We start from the raw sequence: 13,284 nt of genomic DNA on the forward strand, positions 1-13,284 counted from the left end.
ACATGGCTGCCTAGTCGTACACGCCGGTCCCCTGCGCCTTGGCGATCAACGCGTCCTCGGAGCGCACCTGATCGAGGTTGACCACGCGGGTGGACAGCACCGTCGAGTACAGCCAATCGGTGGCCACGCGCACCCGGGCGGAGGCGGTGGGCAGGGCATAGAGGTGATAACCGCGGGCGACGAACTTCGCGACGGGTCCGGTGAGGGGCACGCCCAAAGGCTTTGCCACACCGTCGAATCCGCCCAGGTCGGCGACCAGTCCCAGATCCTTGTGTCGGTACGGTCGAGCAGTGCCGACACCGAGGGACGCGGCGACGTTCTTGGCCACCGCTGTGCCCTGCCGCTGCGCGTGCTGAGCGGTGGGCGGCGTCGGCTTCGACGGGTCGGCGGCGATATCGGGCACCGCGGCCGCGTCACCGATGGCCCAGACGTCGTCCACGCCGGGGACCGTGAGGTCGGGGTTGACCACAAGCCGCCCCTTTTCGGTCGGCAGGTCGAGTTGCGCGATGAGGGGGCTCGCAGCCACGCCCGCTCCCCACACCAGGGTGCGTGTCGGTACGACGTCGCCGTCCGTCAGCGTCACCGCGTTCGCCGTGGCCGATTCCACCGACACCCCGAGACGCACCTCGACGCCGCGAGCCGCGAGGACTTCCATTGCTTCCTTGCCGAGTCGCTCGCCCAGTTCCGGCAGCACCGCCGGCGCGAGGTCGATGAGCAACCACCGAATGTCCGACGGGTCGACCGTCGCCCACCGGGTAGCGATACCGCGAATCGAATTCTGCATCTGCGCAACGAATTCGGTGCCCGTATAGCCGGCTCCCACAGCGACGACGGTGAGCCGTTCCTTGCGTTCGGCGCGGCCCTCCGGCGTGTCGGGCAGTTCGTCGGCTGCATCCAACTGCTTCAACACGTGGTTGCGAATGAACACCGCTTCGCTCAGGGTCTTGAGACCGTGTGCGTGCTCGGCGACACCGGGGATGTCGAACTGCCTCGTCACCGAACCCGGGGCCAGAATCAGCTTGTCCCAGGCCAGGTCCGAATCACCGTCGGGACCGGCGACGCGAACGCGTCGATTCTCGAAGTCGACGGACGTGACGTGTCCCAGCACCAACTTGGTGCGCCGCAACGTCTGTCGTGTCGACACCGCGATGTCCCGCGGATCCAGCACGCCGGTCGCCACCTCGGGCAGCAACGGGCTGTAGAGCAGGTAGTCGTTGGGCGCAACCAGGGTAAACGAGGCGCGGTCCGGGCCCAACAGCTTCTGCATCTTGCGCAGTGCGTAGAAGCCGCCGAACCCGCCGCCGACCACCACCACCCGGGCTGGGGATGCGGGAGCCGGGGCGGTGCTGCGATTACGGAGTGGTGAGCGCATGGTTCACATTAACGCCGAGTACCGCAGCTCCGCCCCGTCAAACGTGGACCGGTCGACGAATTTCTAGACCAACCGGGCTTCCGGGGAGCCGGTCTTGCCCGCATCACGCTCGACCGAATCGCCGAGGGCTTCGTCGATCTTGGCGAGTACATCCGCGTCCAGGGTGACCTCGGACGCCTTGATGTTCTCGGCGATCTGCTCGGGACGCGATGCCCCGACCAGCGCGGCGGAAATGTTGTCGTTGGCCAGAACCCAGGCAACAGCCAACTGCGCCATGGTGATTCCGAGATCGTCGGCGATCGGCTTGAGTGCCTGCACCCGGGTGAGCGTCTGATCGTCGAGGTAGCGCGCGATCATCTTGTCGCCGCCCTTGTCGTCCTTGGCGCGCGAACCGTCGGGCAGCGGTTGTCCGGGTAGGTACTTGCCGGTGAGAACGCCCTGAGCGATGGGCGACCAGACGATCTGCGAGATGCCGAGTTCCTTGGACGTCGGGATCACCTGATCCTCGATGACGCGCCACAAGGCCGAGTACTGCGGCTGGTTCGAGATGATCGAGAACCCGTTCTGCCGTGCCAGTTCCTGGCCGGCGCGGAGCTGATCTGCCGTCCACTCCGAGACGCCGATGTAGAGGGCCTTGCCCTGACGGACGACGTCGCCGAACGCGGCGATGGTCTCTTCGAGCGGGGTCTCGACGTCGTAGCGGTGGGCCTGGTAGAGATCGACGTAGTCGGTACCGAGCCGACGCAGCGAGGCATCGATGCCTTCGAAGATGTGTTTGCGTGAGAGTCCGGTGTCGTTGGGACCCTTGGGTCCGACGGGGAAGTAGACCTTGGTGAAGATCTCCAGCGATTCGCGGCGCTCGCCCTTCAATGCGTCACCGAGGACCGTTTCCGCAGCCCCGTTGGCGTAGACATCGGCGGTATCGAATGTGGTGATGCCTGCATCGAGAGCCGCACGCACGCACTGGGTCGCGATGGCGTTCTCCACCTGCGAACCATGGGTCAACCAATTGCCGTAGGTGATCTCCGAAATCTTCAGTCCACTGTTTCCGAGGTATCTGTAAGCCATGTAAGAAAACGGTACTCCGGTGTTCAATTCACAAGTGGCCGACGACCGAGGAACCGCGTCCCGACGCCTGCGAGGACCACCGTCGCCACTGCCCCGCCCGTCGAGAGCCACAGCTCTGCACTGGGCCACGTCGAGTGGTGGAGGGCGGATGTGAGCGGCGTGTACGCCGTCCAACCGTAGGTGACGACCATCGGCACCGTGATCGCCACCGGTACCGCGAGGCCGATGGTCAAGGGCGTGGGGGTCGAGGGAGTGGTAGTAGCCGGCGTGCACGCCACGTACAGATAGGCCGCAGCGGCCGGGAAGATCACCAGACTTGCCGCGTAGTGCACGTTGTCCCACGGGGGGCGCTCGAACAGCGCGGTCGTACACACCACCGCCAGGGTCGCCAAGCCGACGATCGGTCGACCCCAGCGCAGCCCGAGTGCCGCGCCCACTGTCACCGCAACTGCCGTGATCGCCACGAGCCCGAGCACCCAGATACCGTCCGACACATCGATGCCCACCCCAGCGGTGGTGGTCGAGGTGAGCAACACGGCTGTCCCGGCGAGCACAAGAATGCCTCCGCGACCCGGTAGCAGAGCGGCAGCACCGAACAACACTGGTACGACGACGAGGCCGAAGTACCAGCTTCCACCGAAGCCGTCTTCAGCTCGAAACAGCATCTGCACGAACAACATATTGAGCAGCAAGCCACCGATCGAGATCAGTAGTATTGCCCCGACCGTGCGGATGCTCCGTTCCGGTGGCACATGGTCGTCGCTGCGGTCGACACGAGCTGCCCAGGCCACTGCAATTACGACCAGTACGCACAGCACCGGAACGACCACCGGCGGACCGATATCGGATTCGGTGAGGTAGTCGGCGTAGCGACGCGGGATACTCGGATGCTGCAAGGCCTCGACCGCGCCTGCACTGAGTAGTCCGACGAGGAACGACCCGATCGACAGTGCTTGCCGAGCTCGTACACCGTTCGCCCGTACTGCAGTGCATCCCAACAGAACTCCGCCTGCCACCAGCTCGGCGAGGCCGGAGGGCATCATCAGTGCCGTCACCCCGGCGCCAGTGGCCGCAGCGATGGACAGGCCGGCCAAAATACTGCGCCGACGGACGAGCATAGCCAGACCCGACGCCAGAATCACTGCTACGGCGACTCCCCCTCCGCCGCTGGAGAACACCACACCCCCGACGCTGGTGTCGCCGAAGATATCGACCCCGTCGGATTGCGAGAGCAAACCGGCCAGGAGGCCGGAAAGAACGATCGCGAGCGATGACATCCCCGAATTATGCACGGCCAGCCCGATAGGTGCGGGATGCCGCAACAATCTTCTCCAAAGTCTGTGCAAAAGAACGCAATTCGTCCTCACCCACCGCGGCACCCACCGCGTCCGACCACGCGTGTTGAGCATCTCGCAGAGCGGCTACGGTCTCGCGCCCCTTCGGGGTGGGCTCGAGGAGCTTCGCTCGCTTGTGGTTCGGGTTTTCGCTGTAGACGGCCCAGCCCCTGTCCACCAACAGGTTTGCGGTTCGTTGCACACTCTGCCGCGCCAAACCCAGACCGACGCGTCGCGCAATATCGGCCACCGAGAGCGGCTCGTCGAGAGTGGCCCCGAGAACCTGCCACCAGGCCGGCGTCAATCCTGTCGGTTCGGTGATGTCCTGTGCGGCAGCGAGGAATTCGCCGTTGAGCTCGAAGACCGGCAGGACCACCTCGGTGAGCGCATCTCCCTCCGGCGTTCGTCGGCTCATGCGCCCGTCAGCTGGTCGTAGAATCTGCGCTCCCCCGTCGTGTAGAGCCCGTACCAAGCGTCGATGATGGGCTGCGGGAACACCTCCAGGCGCTCGAACACCAGCTTGGCGAACTCGATCGGTGCGGTCGCTCCCGCGGTGATGACGGTGCCGTCGGACACTGCCTTCTCCTCGCGGTAACGCTCTGCTCCGCGGTATTCCGCAGCCTGAGTGAGGAATTCGGCGGCATTCGAGGTATGTGGCCGGTCGTCGAGCAGGCCGGTCCGAGCCAGCCCGTAGGTTGCCCCGCAGATTGCTGCGACCGGAGTGCCCGCCGCAACAAGTTCGGCGGCCAGTTCCAACGCCGCCCCGTTGGCGGATTCCCACGTGCCGGCACCGGGCAGGATCAGCGCGTCGACGGGCGGAAGATCGGCCAACGCAACGTCGGGGGTAATCCTCAGGCCGCCCATCGTCGTCACCGCCTCCCCCGACTCCGATGCGACGAGCAACCGGTTGGCGTCGGGATTCTGCTCGCGGGCCATCGTGAGCCCGGCGATGAGGTAGCCGTACTCCCAATCGGCCATGGTGTCGGTGGCATACAGCGCAACGGTGATCATGGAACGGTCCTCACATCGATTGACAGGATGCTGTCAATGCTGCGCGCAAGACAGCAGGCTGTCAACCCTTCCACGAATCTTATAAACCAATTGGTTGACTACGCAGCTCGAGGGGCATATCTTGGCTGTATTCGAGGAGGTGGGTGACCATGGACGACCGTATCGAGCAGCTCAATCGAACCTTTGCAGCGTTGGCGGACCCCACTCGGCGTGACATGGTTGCTCGGCTTGCGGGTGCCGACGCCAACGTCAGCGAACTGGCCGAGCCGTACGACATGAGCCTGCAGGCAGTCTCCAAGCACGTGAAGGTGCTCGAAGACGCCGGGCTGGTGACGCGCAGCAAAGACGCCCAGCGCAGACCGGTGCATTTGGATGCAGAGGTGTTCGGACTGATGGCGAAGTGGATCGAGCGTTACCGCCAGGAGGCCGAGCAGCGCTACCGACGTCTCGACGACCTGCTGGATCACGTTGTAACACAAGACGACTCTCAGAAGGACGTGTCATGAACGAGCACGAAACCGAGATAGTAGCGGACGACAAAGTACCCACCATCGAGATCATCAGGCAGTTCGACGCGTCGCCCGAGCAGGTGTTCCGCGCACACGTCGACCCCGATCTGTATCGGCAGTGGGTAGGCCCACGGTCGGTGACGACGCGAATCATCGCGTGGGACGCACGAACCGGCGGCGCATGGTCGTTCGCGAACGACCGCGACGGCGAAGAGATCGCGTCGTTCTTCGGCAGCTTCCACGAGGTTCGCGCGAACGAGCGGATCGTGTGGACCTTCACCTACGAAGGCGATCCGGATTCGGTCGCCCTCGAGACCATGGCTTTCGGGGCCCGCGACGACGGCGGTACGCGATTGAGGGTGTTGAGCGTCCTGTCCGACTTCGCAACCCGAGACGGGATGCTCTCCAGCGGAATGGATGTGGGAGTCAGGGAGGGTTACGAGAAACTCGATGCACTGTTGACGGGACCGGCTGCACAGCATGCACGGGACGCTGCCGCGTTCACGGCGTTGGTCGATTCCGTTTCCGGGGACGCGTGGTCTCGGCCCAGTCCGGTACCGGAGTGGAACGCGCTGGGTGTCGTCGAACATCTCGTCGGTTGGTCACGTGGTTTCCTCGGCGGTGTCGAGGGTGTCGAACTCTCCGAGCTCGACGTGGCGCGCGACCCTGCCGCCGGGTGGGCGCGACACGTCGCCGACATCCAAGCCATTCTCGACGCCCCCGCGGGCCGCATCCCGAGCAATCCGCACATCGGCGACATGCCGGTCGAAGACGCGATCGACCGGTTCTATACCGCTGATGTGTGGATGCACACCTGGGACTTGGCCAAAGCCCTGGGACGCGAACCCGATCTCGGCGAAGAGCGTTGCGCCGCAGCGCTGATCGCCATGAAACCGATGGACCGCGTGCTCCGCGCGAGCGGGCAGTTCGGCCCCGCCGTCGACGTCGACGACAACGCGTCCGCCCAGCACAGGTTGATGGCCTTCATCGGACGCGACCCGTCCTGGTCACCCAAGAGTTAGGTACCCACAGCCTCGAGCTGCGGACGAATCTTGTTCAGCGAGAACTCGACCGACGCTTTCGATGGTGTATTGAATCCCACCACCGTCGCGTAGTCGACGACGGCAACTCCGCCGCCGGTCGCCGCGGGCAGGCTGGTGAACCCCGGAAGTTGTTCGAGGTCTTCGCGCGTGCCGCCGTTGGGGAGAATGACCACGAGGTCTGCGGTGAGAACGTCCAGCCGTTCGGGGCTCAGCACGATCCGGCCGTGAGAGATGTCGGGCGAGTTCACCAAATCCTGCGGGACGTCGAGTCCGATGCTGTCGAAGACCTTCGCGGCACCGTCCTCCGGGTCGGCGACGACCGCAAGCTGCTGACTGTCGAAAACGAACTGCGACAACACAGCCGACTTACCGTCGAGCGCCGGGTACTGCTGACGGATGCCATCGGTGACGGCATGCCCCTCGTCGATGATGCTCTGTGCATCGTCCTCGCGATCGAGCACCCGCCCGAGCGTCTCGATCTGCGATTCCCACGTCTCGACCTTCTCCGCCTTCGGAAATATCGTGGGCGCGACGTCGGACAAGCTCTTGTACGGCTCTATCGACGGTATCCCCGACAGCAGGATCAGGTCGGGCTGTAGCGCCGCGATCTGCTCGGTCGGCACCGAAGCCCCCATCTGATCGACGGCGGCCGAGTCGAGCATCTGGGCATCCGTATCCACTGCGGACTGCCAGGGGTAGAGCCCGCGTTCGTCGCCGTTCGATCCGGCGGAGACATACCCGACGGGTTGCACGTCGAATTCGAGCAGCGCGTCCACCCACTGCTGCCCGAATGCGACGATGCGCTGTGGCGTTCCCGTGATCTGCGTGGGTCCGGCGAGTGTGTCGACGGTGACGCTGCGGGTGTCGGAGCCGGCGTCGTCAGCGGTGTTACTGCTGCACGATGCCAGCGTCAGGGCCGTGGCGACGGCAAAGGCGCACCCCAGGAAGGTCCTTGTCATCGGCAGAAATTAGCACAGCCTTGCCTTCCTGGGGTGAGCTACGTTCACATGTACTTGCGCAGCTCCATCTTCGCGATGGACATCTTGTGCACCTCGTCGGGACCGTCGGCGAGCCGCAGCGTCCGCACGTGTGCGTACATCATGGCGAGCGGGAAGTCGTTGCTGACTCCGCCGCCGCCGTGCACCTGAATGGCGCGGTCGATGATCTTCAGCGCCATCTCGGGCGCAGCGACCTTGATCGCGGCGATCTCGGTGCGTGCTTCCTTGTTTCCGACGGTGTCCATCAGGTAGGCGGCCTTGAACGTCAGCAGCCGCGTCTTCTCGATCTCGATGCGCGCCTCGGCGATCCAGTCCTGGATGTTCGCACGCATGGCGACCGGCTTGCCGAAGGTCACCCGTGAAACCGCACGGCGACAGAGCAATTCGAGCGCTCGCTCCGCAACACCGATGGTCCGCATCGCGTGGTGGATGCGGCCGGGCCCCAGTCGAGCCTGACTGATCGCAAACCCCTCACCCGGCCCCTTCAGCACGTCCTTCGCCGGCACCCGCACGTCCTCGAAGAGCACCTCGGCGTGCCCTTCGCGGTCGACGTAGCCGAAGACGGGCAGGTTGCGCAGCACGGTGACGCCGGGCGCATCGATGGGCACGACGAGCATCGACTGCTGCCGGTGCGTTGCTGCCTCAGGGTCGGTCTTGCCCATGACGATCAGAACCTTGCAGTTCTTGTGCATCGCGTTCGACGTCCACCATTTGCGCCCGTTCAGGATGAAGTCGTCGCCGTCGCGGTCCATCTTCATCGCGATGTTGGTGGCATCGGAACTGGCGACGTCGGGCTCGGTCATCGCGAAGGCCGAACGAATCTTGCCGTCCAGCAACGGCTTCAGGTACTTCTCTTTGTGCTCGTCGGTACCGAAGAGGGTGAACACCTCCATGTTGCCGGTATCGGGTGCGTTGCAGTTGCAGGCTTCGGGGGCGAGCAGGCTGCGGCCCATGATCTCGGCCAGCGGGGCATATTCGAGGTTGGTCAGGCCGGGGCCCCACTCGGGGTGCGGATGGAACAGATTCCACAGTCCACGCGAGCGCGCTTCCTTCTTCAGGTCCTCGAGAATCGGGGGATGGAAGTGCGGGTCCCCGGCTTCGAGCATCTGCTGCTCGTACACCGCCTCCGCCGGATAGACGTGAGAGTCCATGAACTCCAACAGATCCGACTCGTACTTCTTTGCGCGGTCGCTGGTCTCGAAAAATGCCACGTTCAGTTCCCCTGTTGGTTGTCGAGCAAGCTGTCCTGGTAGCGGCGCATGCCGCGCAACCACCGGTCGTAATCGGCACCTTTGTTGCGGTACATGTCCAGTACGTTCTCGTGGGGCAGGATCAGGAACTGCTCCCGGTCCATCGCGTCGAGCACCACGTCGGCGACGTCGAGCGGCTCGAGCACAGCGCCCGCGCTCAGTACCGCGGCAGTTGCGGCCGCTCCCAAGGCATCTCCCGATTCGCGGCCTTCGTAGAGCAGCTTGGTATTGACGCCCATCGGGCACAGGCAGCTGACGCGAATGCCCCGATTGCCGTAGGTGACGTTGAGCCATTCGGCGAACCCGACCGCAGCATGCTTGGTCGTCGCGTATGTCGCGGAACCGATCTGGGTGAGCAAGCCGGCTGCCGAGGCCGTACTGACGAAGTAGCCCTCACCACGTTCGAGCCAACCGGGCACCAACAGCTGCGCAGCGCGGATGTGTGCGCGCACATTGACGTCGAAGGACAGGTCCCAGTCCTGTTCGCTGGCGTCGAGCCCGGGGGCACCACTGATGCCGGCGTTTGCGAAATACAGATCGACCGGACCGAACGACTCTTCGGCGACCGCGATCAGCCGCTCGATATCCCCGATGTCCGACGCGTCGGCCGCGGCAGCGACGGCTGTGCCCGGCCGGTCTCGCTCGATGGCGTCGACCACGGATCGGGCCGTGGACTCGTCGACATCGGAGACGACGACGCGGGCTCCGTGTTCGGTGAGTCTGGCGGCGATGGCTCCGCCGATTCCGCCACCACCTCCGGTGACGATGGCGACCTTGCCTGCAACCTTCATTCCCCAGGTATAGTTGAAGTCAGATTCAAGTTCAACCCTGGTTCGATGAACTGCCTGCTCATCGCTGGTGTGTCACGCCCTCGGCCGCGTCGGATCGGTGATCCAACCCGACCACGAGCCGGGATACAACGCGGCGTCGATACCTGCCAACTCCAGTGCGAGAACCTGATGTGCAGCGGTCACGCCCGAGCCGCAGTAGACGGCGACGTCCTTTCCCTTCGGCACGAGTCCACCGAATGCGCCATCGAGTACCTCCGGGGGCAGGAAGCGCCCGTAGGAATCGACATTGTCGGTCGTCGGCCTGTTGACCGCCCCGGGGATGTGGCCGGCCACCGGATCGACTGGCTCGACCTCGCCGCGGAATCGTTCGGGTGCGCGGGCGTCGAGCAGGACGTTCTCGCGGGCGAAGGCCAGCACGTCCTCGACCTCGAGGACCCGGGCCAGCGGTGGCCGCGCCGTGAACGATCCGGCCGCCACGATCGAGGGCTCGGTGCCGACGGAATAACCCTCGTCGACCCATCGCGCGAACCCGCCGTCGAGGACGCGCACATCCCGGTGACCGAAGTAGCGGAGCAACCACCAGGCCCGCGCAGCCGCAGTTGCCGGCCCCGCGTCGTAGACCACCACCGCGGAATCGTCGCCGACTCCGGCTCCCCGCATCGCCGCGACGAACGTGTCCGCATCGGGCAGCGGATGGCGACCACGATCGTCTGGCGGTGCCGCCAGTTCCGTACCGAGGTCGACGAATTGCGCGGTCGGGATGTGCCCCGCCTCGTAACCTGCTCTGTCGCTACCGTTTTGGAGGGTCCACCGAATGTCCAGGACCACTGGGCCGCGACCCATCTCGAACAGACCGTGCAATTCGGAAGCTGATATCAGCGGCGACTGGCTCATAATGTTTCGACGCTACAGTCCGGGAGGGGGAATAGCTCGGACTCCGGCCAGGTTGTGCGCAGGCGTGACCGAAACTGCAACGACAACACCGCACCTGTCCACCGCCGGGCTCTTCGAGCCGTTCGAGGTCAAGTCGCTGAAGCTGCGTAACCGCTTCGCGATGGCCCCGATGACGAGGGCGTTCTCGCCCGACGGCATCCCCGGCCCGGACGTGGCGGAGTACTACCGCAAACGTGCAGCAGGCGGCACCGGCCTCATCATCACCGAGGGCACGTATATCCCCGACCCCGCCGCAGGACCGCACACCCGCGTACCGCGGATCTACGGCGACGCCAGCCTCGAAGGATGGAAGGGCGTCGTCGATGCGGTCCACGCCGAGGGCAGCGCGATCATCCCGCAGCTGTGGCACCTGGGGGTCGAGCGCGGCACCGAGCCACGCCTGTTCCCCGACGTCACCACCGTCAGCCCGTCCGGCATCGCTCTCGACGGCTCCTCGGTCGGGCGCGCCTTCACCGACGCCGATCTCGACGAACTGACCTCGCACTGGGTTCAGGCTGCCGTCAACGCGAAGAACACCGGCTTCGACGGCCTGGAATTGCACGGCGCTCACGGCTATCTCCTCGACGAGTTCCTCTGGGCAACAACCAATGTGCGTGACGATGAATTCGGCGGATCTCTCGAGGCCCGCACCCGCTTCCCCGCACAGGTTGTCGCCGCGATCCGCGCCGCGGTGGGTGAGGACTTTGCCATCGTGTACCGCTTCTCGCAGTGGAAGAGCAACCACTTCGACGCTCGACTCGCAGAGAACCCGGCCGAACTCGATCGCGTCCTCACGCCGCTGGTCGACGCAGGCGTGGACGTACTGCATGCTTCGACTCGTCGGCACTGGGATCCGGCATTCCCCGAACTGGACGGAGTGGACGGCAAGCTCGGTCTGGCCGGTTGGACGCGCAAGCTCACCGGCGTTCCGACCATCACCGTCGGCTCCGTGGGCCTCGATTCGGTGTTCACCTCGGCATGGTCGGAGGACGCGGCCTCCGGTGTGACGGGACTGGACGCGTTGGCCGGTCAGTTCCAGGACGGCGAGTTCGACCTGGTGGCCGTCGGACGGGCGCTGCTCTCCGATCCGGAGTGGGTGAACAAGGTCGGCGACGGCCGCGTCGACGAGCGCATCGAATTCACGCGCGACCACATTCGGAACCTGGTCTGACACCCCCAGCCCTGGTCGCCCTCGGGTCCTAGCGCCCGAGGGCGACTCTCACCTCCTGCACGACGAGCCCACGATCGGTCGGTCGTGGGCTCGCGTGTTGCGCCCGAGCAGGAGACGGCACACCCCGCGCCGGCCAGCAGAATGTTCGCGACGAGGGCGATCGCCCTGCGCCCGCTGCGGCGCGCGACAATCAGTCGCCCGCTGCCCGAGCACGGTGCCGTCGGGCCTTCATCTTGTTGCCACACGTGGCCATCGAACACCACCGCGCGGTGCCCGCACGGGAGCGATCCAGGAGAAACAGGCGGCACTCGTCATTCGCACACGGACGCAGTGCGCCGGGAATAGTCTCACGAATCTCCGCCCAGGCCAGCACTATTCGCGCAGCCAGTCGGCGATCCTCGGCCACCTGCAGATTCCAGTCCAGCGCGTCATCGGTCAGCACCGGCACCCGCGAGAGGCCCTCCAAGTACGTTCTCAGCGACGACGGTGACGCCTCACCCCGCACCACCCGCTGAAGGTCGTCACGCACAGCGCGACATACCCGAAGCTCCTCGGCGCTTCCGGTCCCGCCGCGTGCACTCAGCCAGTCTCGGCCGTCGGCGTCGCCCGCCAGGAGATCGATCGGCTGATCATCCACGACCGGTGTGGTGTTGAGCAGGTCGATCAGCAGTGCCTCATCGATCGCCCGTGCTTCCGCGGTGTCCATGTAACCATCATAGACCGCTTGACAGGTTACGGCCAGTGTGGTTCCGTCATGGGAGTAACCACATCAACTACCTATAGGGGTTATTCATGGTCGCCGTTCATCACCACACCACCACCGTCGACGGACTCGAAGTCTTCTACCGCGAGGCCGGCAATCCCGCCGATCCCACCATCGTGCTGCTGCACGGAACACCCTCGAGCTCTTTCATGTTCCGCCACCTCATCCCGTTGTTGGGCAAGCATTTTCACGTGATCGCACCCGACCTCATCGGCTTCGGATACTCGTCAGCTCCATCCGTCGACAACTTCGACTACACCTTCGACACGCTCACCGCGGTGACCGATCACCTCCTCGAGCAGCTGGGTCTCGCCCGGTACGCGATCTACACCCAGGACTACGGCGCACCCGTCGGATGGCGTCTCGCCCTCAGCCATCCCGATCGCATCACCGCCATCGTCACTCAGAACGGAAATGCCTACGAGGAAGGGTTCGTCGACTCGTTCTGGGCTCCTCTATGGACCTACGCGAATAACCGCACACCGGAAACCGCGGCTCCGCTGCGCGAAGCACTCGAACTGGACGCGGTCCGATGGCAGTACGTCCACGGTGTCTCCGATTCGACGCTCCTGAGTCCCGACGCTTGGATCCACGACCACGCGCTACTCACCCGCCCCGGCATCGACGAGATCCAACTGCGGCTGTTCGCCGACTATCCGACCAACGTCCGCCTGTATCCCGCGGTGCAGCGCTACTTTCGCGATTGTCGTCCCCCGCTCCTTGCTGTCTGGGGCAAAAACGACGAGATCTTCGGACCCGACGGTGCGCGCGCGTTCCTGCGCGATCTCCCCGACGCGGAAATTCATCTACTGGACGGGGGCCACTTCCTCCTCGAAAGCCACCTCGACGACGTCGCCACCCTGATCACCACCTTCCTGCACCGATCTTCCGGGGCGCGACACGCAGCCTGATAGAGAACTTGTTCTCGATTCCGCACCAGCTATTCCCAATAGCCATGTATGCCAACAGCCTCCGAGAAAGGCCAGACGTCATGCGAGCAGATGACGACCACATGCCGAGCCAGTGGCATCCAGGGGAGGA

At 64.9% G+C, this 13,284-nt stretch carries 14 protein-coding genes; 4 read left to right on the forward strand and 10 right to left on the reverse strand.

All coding sequences use genetic code 11. The annotated features are described in order from the left end of the window. Nucleotides 1-10: 10 nt before the first annotated feature. The 5 genes from CH278_RS22515 to CH278_RS22535 all read right to left on the reverse strand — a co-directional run bounded on the left by CH278_RS22515 (nt 11) and on the right by CH278_RS22535 (nt 4,785). Nucleotides 11-1,372: an NAD(P)/FAD-dependent oxidoreductase gene (locus CH278_RS22515; RefSeq protein WP_052053288.1), complete on the reverse strand. Its 1,362-nt coding sequence runs from the start codon at nt 1,370-1,372 to the stop codon at nt 11-13. A 63-nt stretch (nt 1,373-1,435) separates the two neighbouring features. Next, nucleotides 1,436-2,440 (reverse strand): aldo/keto reductase family protein, encoded by a 1,005-nt coding sequence (locus tag CH278_RS22520; protein WP_094622847.1) that lies wholly within the window; start codon nt 2,438-2,440, stop codon nt 1,436-1,438. 23 nt (nt 2,441-2,463) lie between these two features. Continuing rightward, nucleotides 2,464-3,717, reverse strand: coding sequence for a hypothetical protein (locus tag CH278_RS22525; protein WP_094622848.1), 1,254 nt, complete (start codon nt 3,715-3,717; stop codon nt 2,464-2,466). 7 nt (nt 3,718-3,724) lie between these two features. Continuing rightward, nucleotides 3,725-4,189 (reverse strand): MarR family winged helix-turn-helix transcriptional regulator, encoded by a 465-nt coding sequence (locus CH278_RS22530; protein ID WP_094622849.1) that lies wholly within the window; start codon nt 4,187-4,189, stop codon nt 3,725-3,727. Next, nucleotides 4,186-4,785: a DJ-1/PfpI family protein gene (locus CH278_RS22535; protein ID WP_094622850.1), complete on the reverse strand. Its 600-nt coding sequence runs from the start codon at nt 4,783-4,785 to the stop codon at nt 4,186-4,188. The genes CH278_RS22530 and CH278_RS22535 overlap by 4 nt, the downstream gene beginning before the upstream one ends. A 149-nt stretch (nt 4,786-4,934) precedes the next feature. Here CH278_RS22535 and CH278_RS22540 point away from each other — a divergent pair, with 149 nt between their 5' ends. Continuing rightward, entirely contained in the window at nt 4,935-5,291 is a 357-nt protein-coding gene (locus CH278_RS22540; RefSeq protein WP_032364507.1) for an ArsR/SmtB family transcription factor, read from the forward strand. Then, nucleotides 5,288-6,316: a TIGR03086 family metal-binding protein gene (locus CH278_RS28160; protein WP_094622851.1), complete on the forward strand. Its 1,029-nt coding sequence runs from the start codon at nt 5,288-5,290 to the stop codon at nt 6,314-6,316. Before CH278_RS22540 ends, CH278_RS28160 begins: the two co-directional genes overlap by 4 nt. Here the strand turns inward: CH278_RS28160 and CH278_RS22550 are convergent. The 4 genes from CH278_RS22550 to CH278_RS22565 all read right to left on the reverse strand — a co-directional run bounded on the left by CH278_RS22550 (nt 6,313) and on the right by CH278_RS22565 (nt 10,270). Continuing rightward, nucleotides 6,313-7,296, reverse strand: a complete 984-nt coding sequence (locus CH278_RS22550) for an ABC transporter substrate-binding protein (RefSeq protein WP_080733271.1) — start codon at nt 7,294-7,296, stop codon at nt 6,313-6,315. The genes CH278_RS28160 and CH278_RS22550 overlap by 4 nt on opposite strands. 44 nt (nt 7,297-7,340) lie before the next feature. Beyond that, nucleotides 7,341-8,486 carry an acyl-CoA dehydrogenase family protein gene (locus CH278_RS22555; RefSeq protein WP_239536539.1) on the reverse strand — a complete coding sequence of 382 codons (1,146 nt, stop codon included), beginning with the start codon at nt 8,484-8,486 and terminating at the stop codon, nt 7,341-7,343. 62 nt (nt 8,487-8,548) lie between these two features. Continuing rightward, entirely contained in the window at nt 8,549-9,376 is an 828-nt protein-coding gene (locus CH278_RS22560) for an SDR family oxidoreductase (RefSeq protein WP_027494413.1), read from the reverse strand. A 72-nt stretch (nt 9,377-9,448) separates the two neighbouring features. After that, on the reverse strand, nt 9,449-10,270 hold the full coding sequence (locus CH278_RS22565) for a sulfurtransferase (RefSeq protein ID WP_094622852.1): 822 nt from the start codon (nt 10,268-10,270) through the stop codon (nt 9,449-9,451). Nucleotides 10,271-10,334: 64 nt separating this feature from the next. Here CH278_RS22565 and CH278_RS22570 point away from each other — a divergent pair, with 64 nt between their 5' ends. Further along, nucleotides 10,335-11,480, forward strand: coding sequence for an NADH:flavin oxidoreductase (locus CH278_RS22570; protein ID WP_027494415.1), 1,146 nt, complete (start codon nt 10,335-10,337; stop codon nt 11,478-11,480). Between the two features lie 190 nt (nt 11,481-11,670). On the opposite strand, the gene CH278_RS22575 is transcribed toward CH278_RS22570, so the two are convergent. Next, the gene (locus tag CH278_RS22575; RefSeq protein WP_094622853.1) at nt 11,671-12,186 is read right to left on the reverse strand and encodes a CGNR zinc finger domain-containing protein; all 516 of its coding nucleotides are present in this window, start codon (nt 12,184-12,186) and stop codon (nt 11,671-11,673) included. 86 nt (nt 12,187-12,272) lie between these two features. Between CH278_RS22575 and CH278_RS22580 the strand changes: the two genes are divergently transcribed. Then, nucleotides 12,273-13,154 carry an alpha/beta fold hydrolase gene (locus CH278_RS22580; protein WP_094622854.1) on the forward strand — a complete coding sequence of 294 codons (882 nt, stop codon included), beginning with the start codon at nt 12,273-12,275 and terminating at the stop codon, nt 13,152-13,154. Nucleotides 13,155-13,284 lie beyond the last annotated feature (130 nt).

The organism is Rhodococcus sp. 05-2254-5 (genome assembly GCF_002258575.1).
GTDB classification, from domain to species: Bacteria; Actinomycetota; Actinomycetes; order Mycobacteriales; family Mycobacteriaceae; genus Rhodococcoides; species Rhodococcoides fascians.